The 18,234-nt window shown below is 70.9% G+C and carries 15 protein-coding genes; 3 read left to right on the top strand and 12 right to left on the bottom strand.

Translation table 11 applies throughout. The features are described from left to right. Positions 1–9 precede the first annotated feature (9 nt). Genes OIE67_RS30465 through OIE67_RS30450 form a run of 4 tightly spaced genes read right to left on the bottom strand, consistent with a single transcriptional unit; the run spans position 10 to position 5,168 of the window. Positions 10–978, bottom strand: coding sequence for a phosphotransferase family protein (locus tag OIE67_RS30465; RefSeq protein WP_106242256.1), 969 nt, complete (start codon positions 976–978; stop codon positions 10–12). Next, positions 978–1,997 (bottom strand): MupA/Atu3671 family FMN-dependent luciferase-like monooxygenase, encoded by a 1,020-nt coding sequence (locus tag OIE67_RS30460; protein WP_326626873.1) that lies wholly within the window; start codon positions 1,995–1,997, stop codon positions 978–980. The genes OIE67_RS30465 and OIE67_RS30460 overlap by 1 nt, the downstream gene beginning before the upstream one ends. Beyond that, entirely contained in the window at positions 1,987–3,450 is a 1,464-nt protein-coding gene (locus tag OIE67_RS30455; protein WP_326626871.1) for an AMP-binding protein, read from the bottom strand. Before OIE67_RS30455 ends, OIE67_RS30460 begins: the two co-directional genes overlap by 11 nt. Continuing rightward, entirely contained in the window at positions 3,447–5,168 is a 1,722-nt protein-coding gene (locus tag OIE67_RS30450; protein WP_326626869.1) for a condensation domain-containing protein, read from the bottom strand. Before OIE67_RS30450 ends, OIE67_RS30455 begins: the two co-directional genes overlap by 4 nt. A 289-nt stretch (positions 5,169–5,457) precedes the next feature. On the opposite strand from OIE67_RS30450, the gene OIE67_RS30445 reads away from it, so the two are divergent. Continuing rightward, complete coding sequence (locus tag OIE67_RS30445; protein ID WP_326626867.1) at positions 5,458–7,236, top strand: ABC transporter ATP-binding protein; 1,779 nt, start codon at positions 5,458–5,460, stop codon at positions 7,234–7,236. Further along, positions 7,233–8,984, top strand: a complete 1,752-nt coding sequence (locus OIE67_RS30440) for an ABC transporter ATP-binding protein (protein ID WP_326626865.1) — start codon at positions 7,233–7,235, stop codon at positions 8,982–8,984. Before OIE67_RS30445 ends, OIE67_RS30440 begins: the two co-directional genes overlap by 4 nt. A 6-nt stretch (positions 8,985–8,990) precedes the next feature. Here OIE67_RS30440 and OIE67_RS30435 read toward each other — a convergent pair whose 3' ends face one another. The 8 genes from OIE67_RS30435 to OIE67_RS30400 form a co-directional block, all read right to left on the bottom strand. Continuing rightward, positions 8,991–9,728 carry an NAD-dependent epimerase/dehydratase family protein gene (locus tag OIE67_RS30435; RefSeq protein WP_326626863.1) on the bottom strand — a complete coding sequence of 246 codons (738 nt, stop codon included), beginning with the start codon at positions 9,726–9,728 and terminating at the stop codon, positions 8,991–8,993. A gap of 78 nt (positions 9,729–9,806) precedes the next feature. Beyond that, a complete protein-coding gene (locus OIE67_RS30430) occupies positions 9,807–9,956 on the bottom strand; it encodes a hypothetical protein (protein ID WP_326626861.1) in 150 nt (49 codons plus the stop codon). After that, a complete protein-coding gene (locus OIE67_RS30425; protein WP_326626859.1) occupies positions 9,953–10,600 on the bottom strand; it encodes a response regulator transcription factor in 648 nt (215 codons plus the stop codon). The genes OIE67_RS30430 and OIE67_RS30425 overlap by 4 nt, the downstream gene beginning before the upstream one ends. Further along, positions 10,597–11,913 carry a sensor histidine kinase gene (locus OIE67_RS30420; RefSeq protein WP_326626857.1) on the bottom strand — a complete coding sequence of 439 codons (1,317 nt, stop codon included), beginning with the start codon at positions 11,911–11,913 and terminating at the stop codon, positions 10,597–10,599. The genes OIE67_RS30425 and OIE67_RS30420 overlap by 4 nt, the downstream gene beginning before the upstream one ends. Positions 11,914–11,923: 10 nt before the next feature. Continuing rightward, the gene (locus OIE67_RS30415; protein ID WP_326626855.1) at positions 11,924–13,324 is read right to left on the bottom strand and encodes an alpha/beta fold hydrolase; all 1,401 of its coding nucleotides are present in this window, start codon (positions 13,322–13,324) and stop codon (positions 11,924–11,926) included. A gap of 385 nt (positions 13,325–13,709) precedes the next feature. Then, complete coding sequence (locus OIE67_RS30410; protein ID WP_326626853.1) at positions 13,710–14,594, bottom strand: HpcH/HpaI aldolase/citrate lyase family protein; 885 nt, start codon at positions 14,592–14,594, stop codon at positions 13,710–13,712. Continuing rightward, entirely contained in the window at positions 14,584–15,768 is a 1,185-nt protein-coding gene (locus tag OIE67_RS30405; RefSeq protein WP_326626851.1) for a CaiB/BaiF CoA transferase family protein, read from the bottom strand. Before OIE67_RS30405 ends, OIE67_RS30410 begins: the two co-directional genes overlap by 11 nt. A 99-nt stretch (positions 15,769–15,867) precedes the next feature. Beyond that, positions 15,868–16,797: a LysR family transcriptional regulator gene (locus OIE67_RS30400; protein ID WP_326626849.1), complete on the bottom strand. Its 930-nt coding sequence runs from the start codon at positions 16,795–16,797 to the stop codon at positions 15,868–15,870. Between the two features lie 106 nt (positions 16,798–16,903). On the opposite strand from OIE67_RS30400, the gene OIE67_RS30395 reads away from it, so the two are divergent. After that, complete coding sequence (locus OIE67_RS30395; protein WP_326626847.1) at positions 16,904–18,232, top strand: CitMHS family transporter; 1,329 nt, start codon at positions 16,904–16,906, stop codon at positions 18,230–18,232. The last annotated feature ends 2 nt before the right edge of the window (positions 18,233–18,234 follow it).

The following is an 18,234-nucleotide window of genomic DNA, read 5'->3' as shown; positions in this document are numbered from 1 at the left end:
TGCGTGGTTTCAGCGGATCAGCTGTTCGAGGAGCCCTTTCACGACGCGGTCATGGCGGTCGGCGTCATCGAATCCCCGGGGCTTCTCCTCGATGATCATGATCAGATAGAGGTAGGTCCGGTAGAGGGCGAGCCGGGTGAGCGCGCCCTCGGTGAGCTCCAGGCGCCCGCCGGCCTGCCGGTAGCCCCGCAGCAGGTCCGGGTCGTGCTCGGCCCTGCCGTACACGTCGAGGGAGACGAAGTCGGCCAGCGGATCCCCCCAGAACGCGCGTTCGTGGTCGATCAGCGCCGCGATGCGCGGCGGCCGGCGGCCGAGGTCCAGCAGGATGTTGCCGGGCCACAGGTCGAAGTGGACCAGGGCCGGCTCGGTGACCTCGTCGAGCGCGCCGGCGCCGGCGCGTACGGCACGCGCGATCTCGCCGGCCGGCCAGGGCAGGTCGGCGTCGAACCGGACGGCGTCGGCGAGGAGGCCGTCGACCATGGTCAGGAAGGCCTCCTTCCAGGTGGCGGCCCTCATCCCGGGCAGGTGCGGATAGCCGAACTCGGTCCCCTTGACGCGATGGAGCGCGGCGACGTACTGCCCGAGCGTGGCGCGCAGCTGCCGCGACTCCTCCTCGGCCAGCCGTTCGGCCGCCTCCGGCCACGGGATTCCCTCGACCGCGGTCATGATCAGGTGCGGTACGGGCCCGTCGAGGCAGGCGTGCAGCAACCGGGGCTGCGGCACACCGGTCCCCTCGGCGAGGGGGTAGAACATCGCCTCCGTCCGGATGATGTCCCGCTCGTAGGCGAGGAGCGTGGCATCGGCGGGAGGGCTCAGCTTGACGACCACCTCGCGGCCGTCGTCCAGCCGGACCCGCCACAGCGCGGCGAACGTGCCCGCTCCCAGCTCCCGCGCGGCGACGGCGCGCCGCCCCAGCGCTCGGTGGACGAGCCCGTTGACCTCGGCCTCGGGCAGGCGCCTCTTGGTGTGCGCGTCCATCAGCGATCACCTCTGTCCAGCAGCCTGCCCAGCTGGTCCAGGCTCCCGAGGACCGCGGACGTCTCCAGGCCGAAGTCGATGAGGCAGGCGATCTCGTCCACCCCGATCGCGGCCAGCCGGCGGACGCGTTCCGCCGCGACGTCCAGTTCGCCCAGCAGGCCCGCCTCGTCGAAGAACCGTTTGACCGCTCTGCGCGTCATGAACTCGACGCCCTTGCGCCCGAGCGCGGCGGGGTCGACGTCGCGCGCCGAGCCCGCGCTCGAACCGAGGTGCAGGCCGACCGAGCTCCGGACGTACGCCGTCAGCGCCTCCCGCACCGCGTCCGTCGTCGGCCCGAGGTGGGTGTGCAGCATCACCACGACGTCGCCGCGCCGGCCGGCGAGTCCCGCACGGTATTCCTTGATCTTGAGTGCCAGCTCGTCGACGCTCTGGCTGAGCAGGTTGGTCAGGACGCCGACGCCGAGGGCGCCGGCCGTACGGAACGTCTCGACGCTGCCGGAGCTCGTCAGCCAGACCGGGAGCTCCGGCTGGACGGGCGGCGGGAAGATGCGGACCCGTTGCTCCTCGCCCACCCCGGTGACGACGCTCACCTCCTCGCCCCGCCACAGCCGGCGGACCTGTTGCAGCGTCTCGACGGTGATACGGGTCCTGTCGGCGTACCCGCCGGGGTTGAAGGCGAAGTCCACCGCGTGCCACCCGGAGGCGAAGGACACGCCCACCCGCCCGCCGGACAGGTTGTCGACCACGGCCCAGTCCTCCGCGATGCGGATCGGGTGATGCAGCGGGGCGACCACGCTGCCGGCGCGGACGGCCACGCGTTCGGTGACCGCGGCGACGGCCGCGCCGGTCACCGCCGAGTTCGGATAAAGCCCGCCGAAGGCGTGGAAGTGGCGCTCCGGCGTCCACACGGCCGTGAAGCCGTGCGCGTCCGCGTAGCGTGCTCCCTCCAGGAGCAGCTCGTAGCGGTCGGCGGAAGGCTGCGTGCTGTCGTCGGCGAAGTAGAACAGGCTAAAACGCATCGGCTCTTTCTCTTCCGCGGGGCTTGTCCGGAGGCTGGGGCAGGCGGGGGCGGTCGACCTTCCCGCTCAAGGTCCGTGGCAGCTCGTCGAGCCAGACGAACACGGCGGGGATGACGCCGGGCGGGAGCTGCTCGCGCAGATGGCGCAGCACCCGCTGCTCGTGCCGGCCGTCCTCGGCGACCACGTACGCGCAGAGCTTCTCACCCGTGAGGACGACGTGGGCGTCGTGGACCCCGGGACAGCGCATGAGCACGTTCGCCACGTCGTCGAGCTCGACGCGCACGCCGTTCACCTTGACCTGCCGGTCGCGTCTGCCCAGCAGCTCCAGGGAGCCGTCCGGCCGGAACCGCCCGAGATCGCCCGTCCGGAACCGGTGCGGATCGGACGGATCGAAGCCGCCCTGCCGTTCCCCGAGGTAGCCGTGGAGCGGGAAGGGCGTGCGCAGCTCGACCTCGCCCGACTCCAGGAGCCGCACCGCCACGCCGGGGAGCGGCCGGCCGACGGGGACCGCGTCCGCGGTCGCGTCCGCGGCGGTCATGCGGTGGAAGAGCTTGGTCATCGTGGTCTCGGTGGGGCCGTAGAGGTTGATCAGCTCCTTCTCCGTCCCGAAGAGCTCCTGCCAGGAGCGGACGTCGGAGGGGCGTACCGGCTCTCCTGCCAGCAGGACGGCGCGCAGCTCCGGCAGCGACCCGGATGTCAGGCCCGCCGCCCGGAGAGTGCGGAACACCGTGGGAACGCAGTGCAGGATCTGGACGCGATTGCTCTCCAGCCAGCGGGCGAGCCCCTGGCCACCGCGGGCGCTGCGCGGGGCCACGACCATCGTCCCGCCTGAGCACAGCGGGACGAAGGCGTCGCGCAGGAAGGCATCGAATCCGGCGGAGGTGAGCGAGGAGACGCGCGTGCCCCTGCCCGCGCCCAAGAGATCGATCTCCCAGGTGACGAAGTGCGTGATCGCCGGGAGGCTGCCGACGACCCCCTTCGGGCGGCCCGTGGTTCCCGAGGTGAAATAGACATAGCCGGGGCCGTCCGGCTCGCCGCGGTGCCATCGTGCCGGATCCACCGCGTGGTCCCTTACGTCCCGGGCGTCCAGGGTCCTGAACCCCTCCCTGCCGGTTGCGGCCAGGACCGGCGATCCGGACCGGTCGACGACGACCGCTCCCGGCCGCAGGTCGTCGATGGCCATGGCCAGCCGCGCGGGCGGCGTTCGTACGTCCACGGGGGCGAACACGCGCCCGCAGGCCATGGCCGCGAGCATCGCGGCGACGGTCTCCACCGGATCGGCGCACACGATGAGCACGGGATCGCCGCCCGGGACGGCGTCGAGTTCCGCCAGGTGCCCCGATGCCCGGGTGGCGAGGTCGTGGTAGGTGGCGACCCGGCTCCTGCCGTGGATCGCGACGTCTCCGGGATGAGTCTGTACGTGGCGCATCCACCGGCCGGCGACGCCGGTCATCCCGGGTGCCCCGTCGTACGGCCCGCGCCCTCCGCCACCACGGGCCGGCTCAGCCAGGCGTCCAGGTCGGTCACGTCGTCCGGGGCGTGATCGCAGAGCACGTAGCGGCGGGGTGTCATCGCGGTGGGCCGGCGGGACAGGCCCTCCATGCAGAGCGTGTGCGCCTCCTCGGCGGATCGGACCCGCGGGCCGCGGGCGAGGAAGGCCACCAGCGGCTCGCCCCGGACTTCGGGGAAGACCCGGGCGCTCAGCGGCGCGAGCACCTCGTCCAGGAGCCGCTGCACGTCGCCGACCTGGATCCAGCACGAGTCGACCAGCAGCCAGTCGCCGTCCCGTGGGAGCGGGTCCAGCCCGGTGACCTCGTCCATCCTCGGACGGCTCAGATCCTCCGAGGCCGCCGACAGCAGGAGGTTCTCGATCGCCGGCAGGATCCGTTCGAGCTCGTCCCTGGGGACCCGGTCCAGGTGACCGGTCCACAGCCGCAGGCGGAGCGTCTCCTCCGCGGCGAACAGGTCGAACCTGAGCATGACGTCGGTCTCCACCATCGGTGTCCAGGCCAGGGTGGTCCCGGCCGGTGCTTCCTGAGGTGGGGAGTCGATCCGGCCCACCACGAGATTGTTGAACAAGGGCTCGAAGCAGAAGCGGACACCTCGCCGATGCTCGGCCTGCGCGGCCAGGCGCGAACGTTTCTCGACGTCGTAGATCCCGTGCCTGCCCGCCTTCACGGTCGCCAGCCAGGCCTGGTGGACACAGCCGTCGAAACTCATGGCCGCCGTGTCGACGCGCATGGGGGCCGACTGGACGAGGGTCCCGAGGTAGTCCGCCGACCGGCTGTCGTACCGGTTGCTGGAGAGTGTCAGGAAGTCACCGGCACTCTGGCCGGTGCGCTGGGAGAGCACGACGCAGATCGCGGCCAGGACGATCGCCGGCCGGCCGGACCCGGTGCGCGCCTCTATCGCGGCCAGGGCCGTCGCCGCGGCCGGCGAGCACAGCTCGGCGGCGACCGAGTCGCGCGGCGCGCCCGTGGAGGCGGCCGTGTAGAGGTGGTGCGGCGCCCGGTTCAGCACGCTCTCCCACAGCGTCAGAGCGCTCGCCGTACGGCGTGCCAGCGGCGCACGCCGCTCGGCCCAGGCCTGGTCCAGCGGCTGATGGCGGGCCTGCCCGACCTCGCGGTCCGCGGGGTGACGCACCAGGTGCGCGAACTCGCGGCCGAAGACGGCCAGGCCGAGGAAGTCCGCGGTCAGGTGGGAGAGGTCCATGACGACGGCGAGGACCTTGCCGCCACGCGTGGCCAGGGCGACGCGCAGCGGATGCGTCTTGGGACTGTGCGGCGCGCGCGTGTCCAGGAGGTGCCCGAGCTCCGCCGCCTCGACCGGTCGTGTGCCGGCGTCGAAGCGGTGGATGACCAGCTCGCCTGCCGCGGCGACCCGCTGGGCCGGGGGAGGGCCGGCCGCGTAGGTGGAGCGCAGCCCCTCATGGCGGGCCAGCAGCACGGCGAAGGTCTCGGTGACGTCGTCCAGATCGGTGCCCTCGGGCAGCTCCAGCGCCCATCGCATCCAGCCGTGCGAGTCGGGGAAAGCGTCCAGCCAGCGGAGGATGTTGAGCTGGCCGAGGGTCAGGGGCCCGTCACCGGCGCGATCGCCCTGGAAGGGAACGACGATCGGTTCGCACTCCGTCAGCGTGAGCTCGTTAGCGAGCGCGGTGGAGACGTTCGGCATCGACGCAGATCACCCTCGCAGACGCGTGCTTCGCGTGGACTGAAGGACCTTGCTGACGTGCATTCAGCCCATCGCGGAGCCCAACTGCCGAAAGTTTCGGACTGCCCCCGATAAGCTAGCCGGAGCGTATGTGAGCACTTTCTGGTCGTCAAGAGCAGTGTTATGCGGCGCACGGGGGCGCCTGCGGCCGGTAGAAGCTGTATTGACCGATGCGCAGAACCGGACATACGCTGCGCAAGATTTCGCGAGGGAATGGAAAGTTTTCGTCGGCCTTGCCTGAGGGATGCCCATGCGAGAAAGGCTGGACCTGCTGGGGCTCTTCCGCCATGCGGGCCCGGCGGTGACCATCGCGTTGACCGCGATGGTCCTCATCGACGCGGTGGTGCCCGCGGGCATCGCGATCGCCGTTCAGGAGCTGGTGGCGGCGGACGGCCGATCCGCGCTCGCGCCGGTGCTGCTCATGAGCGGCGTGGTATTGGCCGGGCAGCTGGCGCTGGCCTTCCGGTTCCCCGTGGGACGGCTGGCGGCCGACCGCATCGACGGCGCGCACCGTACGCGGATCGCCGCCCTGGTGATGGGCGTGCCGACTGTGGACGTGGCCGAGCGGCAGGACGTCCAGGACCGGGTGAAGACCACCACGGCGGAGCCGCGGGACTGGGTCGACAGGACCTCGGGCGACGGCGCCGTGAGCCAGCTGGAGCTGGTGGGCCACGCCGTCGCGCTGGTGTCGTCCTCGGTGGTGCTGTCCTGGTGGTCGTGGTGGCTGGTGCCGGCGACGGTCATCCCGGCGGTCTTCTTCCGCACGGTGCACGGCCGCCAGTGGGTCCGGCATTTCCGGATCTGGGTGGAAGGAGTCCTGTACCACCGGCGGTGGAAGTACTGGGGCGAGATCGCCACCACGCCGGCGGCAGGCCGGGAACTGCGCGTCTTCGGAGCGGGCGAATGGCTGCTCGGGCACTACACGCGTGACATGCGCACCCACGTGGACCCCGTGTGGGAGGACGACCGGCGGGTGCTGCGCGGGCTGTGGCTGGCGCTGCTCCTCCCGCTGGCCGGATGCACCGTGGCCTTCACCTGGGTGGCCCTCGGCACGGCGGCCGGCCAGGGCACCATCGCGCTGGAGGTGGCCGTGGTGACCGCGGCCTGGTCGGTGTTCAGCGTGGCCATCAGGACCGACGACGTGATCTCCCTCGAAGGAGCCCGGCCGGTCAGGCGGGCCGCCGGCGAGCTGGAGCGGATCAACCCCGCGCCGCTCCCGCTGCGCGCCCACGCCGGGACGGCCACGGCCGCACCGCCGCTGGTGCGCTTCGAGAACGTGTGCTTCAGCTATCCGGGCCGGCCGGTGCTCAACGGCGTCGACCTGGAGATCAGGCCGGGGGAGTCGCTGGCGCTGGTCGGGCTCAACGGCGCGGGCAAGTCGACGCTGACCAAGCTCCTGGCCGGGCTGTACCGGCCCGACGCGGGCAGGATCCTCGCCGACGGGACGGACATCGCCGACATCCCCGGCTGGCAGTCCCGGCTGAGCGTGGTGTTCCAGGACTTCCTGAAATACCCCCTCTCCCTGCGCGACAACATCGCCCTCGGAGCCGACGACCCCGACCTGCTCACGGGCGTCGTCCGGGACGCCGGGCTGGCCCCCGTGGTGAGCCGGCTGCCCGGCGGGTACGACACGCCGCTGTCGCGCAGCCGTACCGCGGGGGTGGACCTGTCGGGCGGGCAGTGGCAGCAGGTCGCGCTCGCCCGCGCCCTCTACGCCACCCGCCGGGGCGCCAGGATCCTGGTGCTGGACGAACCCACCGCCCACCTGGACGTCCGTACCGAGCACGACCTCTTCCAGCGGCTGCCGGACATCACCGAGGAGATCAGCGTGGTGCTGATCTCGCACCGCCTCTCGACGGTACGGCAGGCGGACCGGATCGTGCTGCTCGACGGCGGCCGGATCACCGAGTCCGGGACGCACGAGGAGCTCATGGCCGGGGGCGGGCAGTACGCCACCATGTACACGCTTCAAGCCCGGCGCTTCAGCCAGGGATACGAGGACCGGCTGGACGAAGGAGACCTCGCGTGAGGGAGTACGCGCGCCTGTGGCGCGAGCTGATCGCGCTGTGCCTGCGGCGCCATCCCGGGTCGACCGCCTTCCTGATCGGCTGGCACGTGGTCTCGACGGTCATGTTCGCGGCGGTGGGGCTCACGCTGCGCGCGCTGGTGGAGGCCACCCAGGCGGGCACCGTCACCGCGATACTGGTGGCGGCGCTGGGCGCCGCGCTGGTGCTCACCCTCAACCTCGGCGTCGAGCACATCGCCTACTTGCGGACCATCCACCTGGTGGAGCGGATCAGCCTCACCGAGGTCGAACCCCGGATCCTGCGCGCCTGCGCGGAGCTGCCGCAGGTGCGGCACCTGGAGGACCCGGAGTTCCTGGACCGGGTCACCACGTTGCGCGGCCAGTCCGGCGCGGTGGTGGACTGGGCGTGGGCGGTCCTTCAGGCCATCTCCGCCACGATCGGGCTGCTGGTGGCGCTCGCGGTGCTCGGCGGAGTGAACCCCTGGCTGCTGGCGCTGCTGCCGTGCGCGGCCGTACAGCTGGCCATGGAACGGCTGGGCCGCAAGAAGATCGCCGAAGAGGACCTGGCCTCGGCCGAGGACCTGCGCCTGCACCGGGAGCTGTACGACGACATCTGCGTGAACCCGGCCGCCCTGAAGGAGCTGCGCGTCTACGGCGCCGCGGCGCAGGCGCTCAAGCTGCAGGCCGAAGCCTGGGAACGGGTGACGCGCTCCCGCGCCCGCGCCTCCCTGATCGCCGCCGGCTGGTCGTCGGCGGGCTGGCTGGTCTTCGGCGGCGGGTTCACCCTGGCGATCTTCCTGGTCACCGCGGCGGGGCGGCCGGGAGACATCATCCTGGCCGTGTCCATGGGCGTCCAGTTCCGCAATGTGGTCGAGCACGCGCTGCACCGATCGATGCAGGTCGGCGGGTACCGCCGGCTGCTGCGGCCCTACCTGTGGCTCATGGAGTACGCCCGGACGCACCGCGACCCCGCCGACGCGGCCCCGCCCGCCCGGCTGCGGCGCGGGATCGAGCTGCGGAACGTGTCCTTCACCTACCCGGGAACCACCGAGCCCGTCCTGGAGGACCTGTCCGTGCACCTGCCCGCCGGAGCGGTGGTCGCGGTGGTCGGCGAGTACGGTTCCGGCAAGACCACGCTGGTCAAGCTGCTGGCGAAGATGTACGCCCCGGACTCGGGCAGCATTCTCGTCGACGACGTGGAGCTGTCGGCCCTGGACACCGCCGGCTGGCGGGCCTCGATGAGCGCCGCCTTCCAGGACTTCGGCCGCTACTGCACCACCTTCGAGGACTCCGTCATGATGGGCGCCCGCGGCGACCTGAACTCCACGGTGCGCGACGCCGACGCCGAGGCGCTGGTCTCCCGCCTGCCCGACGGTCCCGCAACCGAGCTCGGCCGCCGTTTCGGCGGGATCGAGCTGTCGGAGGGCCAGTGGCAGAAGGTGGCGCTGGCCCGCTCGGGCGCACGGCCGCGCCCCCTGCTGTTCGTCCTGGACGAGCCCACCGCCTCCCTGGACGCTCCGAGCGAGCACGCCATCTTCACCCGCTACGCGCGGCGTTCCCGCGAACTCGCGGCCCTGAACGGAGCGATCAGCGTCATCGTCTCCCACCGTTTCTCCACCGTGGCCGACGCCGACCTCATTCTCGTGATGGCCGCGGGAAAGCTGGTGGAGTCCGGCAGACATGACGAACTGCTCACCCGGAACGGCATGTACGCGGATCTCTACGGCATTCACGCGGCCGCGCACGCCTGAATTCCCTCAGCAACGGTAATAGCGGTCGATGACGTTTCGATAGTAGGTCGGCGAGAAACCCATCCGGGCCGACGAGGGCGCGTGCCGTGCCATTCTCTTCGTCGACACGTTGTAGTCGTTGGCCGGGATGTCCACGTAGACCTTGGTGGCGGCCCGGCCGGATATCTCCAGCAGATGGGAGACGATTTCATCGGCGGTCACCGGATGGCCTGAGGCGATATTGACCGTCGCGTGACGGAGGTCGCCGCAAAGGAGTTCAGCGGCGATGGTCACGAGGTCCGCGACGTCGATGAGATCGCGGCGCGCGCCCCGGTAGACGGTCACCTCACCCTCGTTCACCTGGCAGAACAGCGCGGGCAGCAGTTGGTGCCGCCGCTGGTGCGGCCCGACGACCTCCGTCACCCGGAGGATGAGATGGTTCACCCCGGAGGTCCTGATCATTTCCTCCATCGCCACCTTGTGGCGCCCGTACGCGGTGGTGGGGTGAACCGGGTCCTCTTCCGAACGGGGCGACCCGTCGCCGTTCCCGTAAAGATGCGCCGACGCGGTGGAGAAGTAGAGGAGCCGGCGCCGCCCGGCTCGGGCATCGCCTATCGCCTCATGGAGCAGATCGGCTTCCCGGCCGAACTCCGTCGCTTCGGTGGTGGTCGACCGCGACACCCCGGCGGCGAACACCACCACATCCATCCGCATCCCTGAATTGACGAAAGCCCGGGCAATCATTCCGTCGCCGACGACCTCCATGAAATCTATTCTTGTACGCAGACAAGCTTTCGGGGAGTGCGCATGGCGAAAATACCTTCCGCCCAGGCCGTGTGCCGCTCACCCCGCGAGCTCCTGGGCCTCCTGGCACTTCCTGCCGCAGCGCGACAGCTTCGACATGTCCCGGCACAGCACGACGTGGCCGTAGCGGTCGATGGACGCCGTCACCAGCCGGCTCAGGCAGGTGCGTGGATGCCGATGGGGCTTCACTTCTCCTCATCCGAGGACACCAATCCTGAGCGGTAGGCATGGATCGCGGCTTGGACACGAGTGCGCACGCCGATCTTGGACAGGACACGCGACACGTGGATCTTGACCGTGCCGGCGGCGATGCGCAGCTCGGCGGCGATCTCGGCGTTGGATCGGCCCAGGGCGACCAGGCGGAGGACCTCCGTTTCCCGGATCGTCAGCTCCGGGCCATGGCCTCGCACCGGTGGGGTGGCGAAGCGGCGCACGAGCCTGCGGGTGACCTGCGGGTCGATCAGTCCCTGACCTCGGTGGGCCGCGCGTATCGCTGCCCGATAGAGGTCGGGGTCGCCGTCCTTGAGCAGGAAGCCCACGGCGCCCGCTTCGAGTGCCCCGAAGAGGTATTCGTCGGTGTCGAACGTGGTCAGCGCGATGATCGGCCTATCCGGCGCCCGCGCCGTCAGCCGCCGAATCGCCGTGATCCCGTCCGTGCCCGGCATCCGGAGGTCGGTGAGGATCACGTCCGGCTGGTGCTCGCCCGCCATGCTGATCAGCTCGGCCCCGTCGCGCGCGGCACCGAGGAAGGCGATGTCGGGCTCATGGCTGAGCAACTGCCGTAGACCCTCGCGCGCGAGCTGCTGGTCGTCGGCGATCAGTAGCCGGATCACGGGACCACCTGCCGGGCCGGATCACTGTGCGCAGAGGACATCGTGGAAGGGCCGGGTTCTGCGCCGCCGGCCGTCACCGCCGATCCGTGCTCGTCACGCGCATGCTGGGGGAGCACGGGCAGGCTGGCGTGCACCCGCCAGCCCGCCCTGCCGTGCGGGCCGGTGTGGCAGTGCCCTCCGAGCGCCGCCACCCGCTCACGCATGCCCGCCAGTCCCTGCCCGCCGCGGCGCTCACCGTTCAGGACGCCGTCGTCGGCCGGTTCGCCGCCGGCCGGCGGCCGGGGTGGGCCTGGGTCGTCGATGGTGACGACGACCCGGTTGCTCACCGCACGGACCGTGACCGAGGCCAGGGCGGCCGTGGAGTGTCGCGCCACATTGGTCAGCGCCTCCTGCACGATCCGGTAGGCGCAGGCCGCTGTCTCGGGGTGGACGGTGCTGCCGAGGCGAGGGTCGACCTCCAGGGCGACGGCCAGTTCCGGCCCGCCGCTGCGTTCCGCCAGCGCGGGCAGGTCGGCGAGGCCTGCGCTGCGAGCGTGATCCTCGCGGTCCGATCGCACCAAGGTCTCGAGCAGGGCCCGGATCTCGACCAAAGCCTCGGCCGACAGATCGGCGATCCCGGCCAGCGCGCGGTCGGCCTCGCAGTCGTGACCGGCCAGCGCCCGCCGGGCGCCGACCGCCTGGAGCCTGATCGCGCTGAGGTGATGCCCGACGACGTCATGAACCTCCCTGGCAATCCGCGCGGCCTCCTGTGAGCGTGCCTGCTCCTCCCGGGCGCGCTGTAGCCGCGCCGCCTGCACGGCGCGGTCGGCCCGCAGCCGCAGCGCGTACCCGACGGCGACCGGCGCCGCGCCGGCCGCCGCGTAGATGGACACGGTGGCCAGGTCCGGCACGGATCTGCCCCCGAGGCCGACCGCCACCGCCCAGGCGACCGAGCCGATCAGGAGTACCGACCGCAGCCGATGGCGGTGGTAGGCCGCCGAGGCGACGATCAGGCCCAGAACCCAGATCCCGGCGTCGCGCTCCAGCGCGAGGCCGAGCGCCAGCATCATCATCGCGGACGCGACCACCGCCGTCAGAGGCAGCCGCCTGCGCAGCGCCAGTGGCGCGCAGGCGACCAGGATCGGCGCCGCCCACGCCGCCGCCGCGCCCACATCGGTGATTTCGGCAGCCTGACCGCGCCACCATCCCTCCAGGGCCGAGACTGTCAGCGCGGTGATCGCCACGACGCAGGCGAGCAGGGCGTCGCGGGCCATGAACGGCATACGCCGCCAGACGCCGACCAGAAAGGGGCGGAACGCCGCTGATCGTCTCACGCGACCAGTATCACGCCGGCCACGCGGGGCATGTGGTGCCGGGTGCGGGCAGCTTGCCGTCGATCAGGTACCGGTCCACGTGGCCGATCACGCAGGGGTCTCCGGCGTTCAGGTACCGGCCATGACCGATGCCGTCGTACTTCACCGTCACCGACCCGGGGACCTGGTCGGTGACGGCGCGGACAGAGGGGTACTCATAGACCGGGCCGACGCCGAGCAGCGGCGGCAGCTTGCGGGCCGGCAGCGGCGCCGGAGGGTTGACGGCCTCGGCCGCCCACGGCGAGCAGGCGAGCCAAGCGTTCTCCCGCATGCCGGAGAAGTTCGGCGACATCTTGACCGAGCGCCGCACCGCCGCACGGTAGGCGTGGTAGCCGTCGTAACGGAATCCGTCGGCGCAGTTCACCGCGAGCATGGCTGTCACCCGCGGCGGCATGCCGCGGCCCTGCGGGTCAAAACCGGACGCGTCGCCCTTGGCGGCGCCCGCGATGGCCTTGGCCAGCACGGGCCAGTCCGCCGTGTTGTCGACCAGGCCGTAGGCCAGGAACTTCAGGTCGTCACCGTCGTAGCGGCGCCCACCGGCGGCCGCGGCACCGGGCAGGGGACGACGCTCGGCCCGCCGCACGACGGCCTGCCAGGTCTTCTCCACACCGGTCCCGCGCAGCGCGCAGTCGGAGGATCCGGCGCACCAACGGACGAACCGCTTGAACCCCGCCTCCAAGCCCTCATATTGCAGTCGCTCCGACTCCGCGAACGGGTCCACATGGTCGGGCACGCTGTCCACCGCCATCGCGCGAAGCCGCTGCGGGAACAGCCGCGCGTAGGAGGCCCCGAGCACACCGCCGTAGCTGTTTCCGAAGAAGGAGATCTTCTCCTCACCCAGGCCGGCGCGGATGGCGTCCATGTCACGCGCCTGGGTGGCCGAGTCCAGGTGGGCGAACAACTCAGGCACGGCGTCCCGGCAGGGAGCGATCCCGGCGGCGTTCGCCTTGAGCGCCTGGTCGTACTCGCGCCGGCTGTCCGGCGTGGCGAACGCGGGACCGGCCGCGCAAGACGCCAGCGGGATGTGCTCACCGCTCACCCCGCCACGCGGGTTCCACGTGACGACGTTCATCCGGGTACGCAGACCGGCGAAGTGGGGCAGCGCCCGGGACAACTCCTGAACGCCGGCGCCGCCAGGACCTCCAGGGTTGAACAAGACGGTCCCCGCGGCCGCGCCGGTCGCCGGCGCCCGGCCCACGGTGAGGGTGATCGTCTTCCCGTCGGGCTTCGACCAGTCGATGGGAACGGTCAACGTGGCGCACTGCAGCTCGGCTGAGATCTTCCCCCCGCAGGCCGACCAGGTCAGGGGTGGCGCCGGCGCCCCGCTGGACGAGGCGGAGGCGGCCGGAGCGTACGCTCCCACCGTCATCATGAGGGGCAAGGCAAGCAAGACCGATCGTGGCCAGGTCATCGAATCCTCCGACAGGATGGTGCGGCGAGCGCCGCGGATGACCTCACAGACTAGGCACGTCGATCTCCCGCCACATCTGCCACAAGACATACCTACGATCCACCAGGCCAACGCCGACAGGTTCGCCGCCATCCTGGTGCGAGCGAGATCAAGATGGAGTGCTACGCCGCCTCTGCCAGGGAGGTGAAGCCGATCTCGGACACGTCGGGTGGGGTGCCGGATGGCGAGGGTCTGGGCGATCATCCCGCCCGGTGAGGTGCCGACCAGGTGCGCGGACTGCCATCCGAGGGCGTCCACCAGGTCAAGGTCGTGGAGAGGGGACCGAGTCAGCAACGATGACGAGTCGTCACCGGTACCGCGCTCTGTGCAGGGCCGCGCGAGCTCTGGCCGCCATGGCTTCGTCCACCATTTCGCCTTCGAAGGTGATCGCTCCTGCTCCGCGAGCCTGAGCTTCCTCGACTGTGGCGATCAGCCGCGCGTACCGGGCCAGGTCCTCGGGACCGGGTGAGAACGCCTCGTTGATGACGGGGATATGGGAGGGGTGGATGGCCATCATGCCCTCGTAGCCGAGGGAGCGGTTCTGCTCGGCGAAGGCGCGCAGGCCGTCGAGGTCGCCGATGGTGGTCCACAGCCCGGCGACAGGACAAGGCGCACCGGCGGCGCGGACGTCCAGCAGCACGCGCGAGCGCAGGGCCAGGGTCTCGGTGCCGGAAGGGGTCCAGCGGTAGCCGATGGCCCGCTCGACGTCGCCGCCCTTGCCGGTGACGGCGCCCAGATAGGCCGCCCGGGGCGAGGCCGTGGCGATGTCGTAGGCGGCGCGCAGCGCCAGGGCGCTCTCCAGTAGCGGCACCAGGGCGATGCGGCCCTCGGTAAGGCCGTGCTCGCGCTCGCACCAGGTCAGCATCCGGTCGGCCAGCAGCACGTCGGCGGGTTCGCCCACCTTGGGCAGGACCACCCCGTGCAGGCGGCTGTGGGTGACGGCGCGCAGGTCCTCGGCCGCTGCCCAGCCGTCGAGGGGGTTGATCCGGACGAAGAGCGCCATGTCACCGGTCCACGTGGCGACGGCCTCGGCCACCTGGGCGCGGGCGGCCGATTTCCCGGCCGGCGGGACGGCATCCTCCAGGTCGAGGATGGCCGCGTCGGCGCCGGCGGCCGCCGCCTTGAGCAGCCAGTCCGTACGATTGCCCGGCACGAACAGCAGCGACCGCAGCGGCGGCCGGTCAGATGACACCGCGCTTCTCCAGGTCGTCGACGTCGAGCTCGAGCCACTGGCGGTAGACCAGGTCGTTGTCCTGGCCGAGCGCGGGCCCGGTGCGCCAGATGTGTCCCGGCGCCTGATGGAAGTGTGGGATAACGGCCTGCATGCGTACGGGGCCGAGGTCGGCGTCGTCGACCGTGACGATGTCGCCGCGTTCGGCGTAGACGGGGTCGGTGAGGATGTCCTCGGCAGTGAACACACGCGAGGCGACCACGTCGGCTGCCTCGAACGCGCGTAGGCATTCGGCGGTGCCGCGTTCTGCCACCCACGTGCTCAGTGCCTGGTCGAGCTGCTCCTTGCCGGCGAGTTGTTGCCGGGTGGTGGCGAAGTCGTCCTCGGGCAGGCCGAGAAGCCGGACGACGTTCAGCACCGAGCGCAGGGTGGCGGAGGTGACGGTGATCCAGTCGCCGTCGCCCGACAGGTAGGTGTTGATCACCGCCGCGGGGGCGACGGCGAGCTGGTTGCCCGATCTGCCGGGGATGGCGCCAAGCTGATCATGGGTGATGATCTGCCACTCCACCAGCCGAAACAGCGGCTCGAACAGGGCCATGTCGATCCACTCCCCGTCGAATTCGGGGTCGTGGGCGCGGCGGTGCAGCGCGGCCAGCACAGCATAGGCGCCCATCAGCCCGGTCACCGCGTCTCCGTGGGAGAAGCCGGTGTGGACGGGCGGCCCGTCCGGGAATCCGGTCAGGTGCACCACGCCGCTTCTGGCCTCGCCGACCTTGCCGAACCCCGGCGCGTCGTTCTGCGCTCCGAAGCCGCTGATCTGCAGGAGGACGGCTTGGGGGTTGATGCGGTGTACGGCCTTCCAGTCGAGTTCCCACGCGCGCAGGCGCCCGGGGCGCAGCGTGACGATCACGACATCCGCCCAGGCCACCAGCCGGTGGGCGACCTGGCGGCCGTCCGGGTCGTGCAGGTCCAGGGTGACGGAGCGCTTGTTGCGGCCGGCCACCTTGAACCACAACGGTGTTCCGTCGCGGGTCGGCCCCATCGAGCGGGCGGCGTCACCGGAACCGGGCGGTTCGACGTGGACGACGTCTGCGCCCTGATCGGCGAGCATGGAGCCGGCCAGCGGCCCGGCGACCACGTGGGCGAACTCCACCACCTTCAATCCGCGCAACTGCCCGCGCTGTTCAAAGGCCACGCATGAACTCCTTCGCCCTGGTTGACGGAGCTTCATCGTGCACGGAGAGAGAAATGCGGGTCCAGCAGGATAGATGGATATATTCATGCACTTGCTGCATCAGTCGGTGATCCAGGCGGCGCCGGCCGGCACCTCTCGTCCCTCGGCGCGCGCCTCCTGCAGCAGGTCGAGGAACGCGGTGGCGGCAGGAGGCAGGGCACGCCGGGCCCGCACCACGATGTCCAGACGCCGTTCGACCACCGGGGCGACCAGTTCGCGATGCACGACGTGCCCGGGCCCCAGCAGGGGAAGCACGAGGGCGGGCATCGCGGAGACGCCGAGCCCGGCGGCGACCAATCCGCCCACCGTCGCCACGTTGCCGGCCTCCGCCGCAGGCGGAGCCACGGCCCCGGCCTGCTCGAAGGCCGCGTCGGTGAGCCGGCGCACGCTGGATTCGGGGCCGACGGCCAGGAACGGCTCGGCGGCCAGGTCCTGCCAGGTGACCTCCTCACGGTCAGCCAGCGGATGACTTTCCGGCAATACGGCGCGGAAGCGGTCACGGATGAGCGGGCGGTGCTCGAGCCGGTCGGAGGCCGCGCCGACGGTCGTGACGGCGAAGTCGGCGTCGCCGTTGAGCACCTTGCCGAGCACCGCCTGTTCCAGACCGTCCATGATGCGCACGCTCACGTCCGGCCGACGGCCCCGGAAGGTGGAGATCATCCGGGGCAGCAGCACGGCCGCGACCGACGGGAGGGTGGCCATGGCGACGATGCCGGACTCGCCGAGCAGGTAGCGCCCCAACTGTTTCATTCCCGACCGGTGGGCCTCGACGATCTGCTCGGCAACCCGCAGGGTCTCCTGGCCGGCCGCGGTGAGCTGTACGTTGCGGGTGTCGCGTTCCAGCAGTTGGACGCCGAGGACGCGCTCCAGATCGGACACGGCGCGGCTCAACGTCGACTGGGAGACACGCATCTGCGCCGCCGCGGCGGTGAAACCGGCGGCTCTGGCCACGGCGACATAAGCGGCGAGCTGCCGCAGGCTGGCGTCCACGGCACCCACTGTTGCGCATACCGCATCGATAAATCCACTTTTGATGGTGGACGTGAAACGCCGGTGCTCGGAAACTTGCCCGTAACCTCCCGCCGAAAGGACCCCGATGATCGCGACCCTAGGCTTTCTCACCATTGGCCTGTTCCTGGTGCTGACCATGACCAGGCGTGTCTCGGTCCTGACCGCGCTCATCCTGGTCCCCGTCGTCACCGCGCTCGTCGGCGGGTTCGCCGCGGGCATGGGTCCGATGATCCTGGAAGGGCTGGGCAAGGTCGCCCCCACCGGAATCATGATCGCGTTCGCGGTCCTGTACTTCAGCCTGATGATCGACAGCGGCCTGTTCGACCCGCTGATCCGCGGCATCCTGCGCCTGGCCAAGGACGACCCGCTGCGCATCACCGTCGGCACCGTGGTCCTCACCATGTGCGTGGCCCTCGACGGCGACGGCGCCTCCACCTTCCTCATCACCGTCTCGGCCCTGTTGCCCGTCTACAAGCGGCTGAACATGAGCCCTCTGGTGCTCACCGGCGCCGTCTGCCTCGGCGCGGGCGTGATGAACATGGTCCCCTGGGGCGGCCCCACCGCCCGCGCGATGGCGGTGTTGAAGCTCGACAGCTCCCAGGTGTTCACCCCGGTGCTGCCCGCCATGGCCGCCGGCATCGCCTGGGTGCTGGTGGCCTCCTACCTGATCGGGCTGCGCGAACGCCGCCGCCTGGGCACCCTGACCCTGCCTGCCGAGCCTGCCGAAGCGCAGGCCGGGCAGGTCCGCGGTGACGGGCCGAGCGCGTCTTCGGCCCCGGAGCGCGAGCGCAAGAGCCGAGCTCTGATCCTCTTCAACCTCGTGCTCACCATCGTGCTGCTCACCGCGCTGGTGTTGCAGGTCATGCCGCTGCCGGTGCTGTTCGTGCTCGGCTTCGCCATCGCCGCCGTGGTCAATCTGCCCACCTGGGACAAGCAGCAGGCGCTGCTCGACAAGCACGCCAGGAGCGTCGTCCTGGTCACCACCATGATCTTCGCGGCAGGCGTCTTCACCGGCATCCTCAACGGAACCAAGATGATCAACGAGATGGCCACCGCGTTCGTCGGGATCATCCCCGACTCCTTCGGCGGTCACCTGCCGCTGCTCGTGGCGATCACCAGTATGCCGCTCAGCCTCGTCTTCACCCCCGACGCCTACTACTTCGGCGTACTGCCCGTGCTGGCCCAGACCGCGAGCGGCTTCGGCATCGACTCGGCCGAGATCGCCAGGGCGGCCATCCTCGGCCAGATGACCACCGGCTTCCCGCTCAGCCCGCTCACCGCCGCCACGTTCATCCTCGTCGGCATGAGCGGCGTACAGCTCGGCCAGCACCAGCGCTTCATCTTCGGCTGGGCGTTCGCCACCACCGCCGTCATGACCGTCGTCGCGCTCCTGACCGGCGCCATCTCGTTCTGAAG

Source organism: Nonomuraea fuscirosea (assembly GCF_035917475.1).
Classification (GTDB): domain Bacteria; phylum Actinomycetota; class Actinomycetes; order Streptosporangiales; family Streptosporangiaceae; genus Nonomuraea; species Nonomuraea fuscirosea.
Note: the sequence above shows the minus strand (reverse complement) of the source record. Positions and strands in the feature narration are given on the sequence as shown.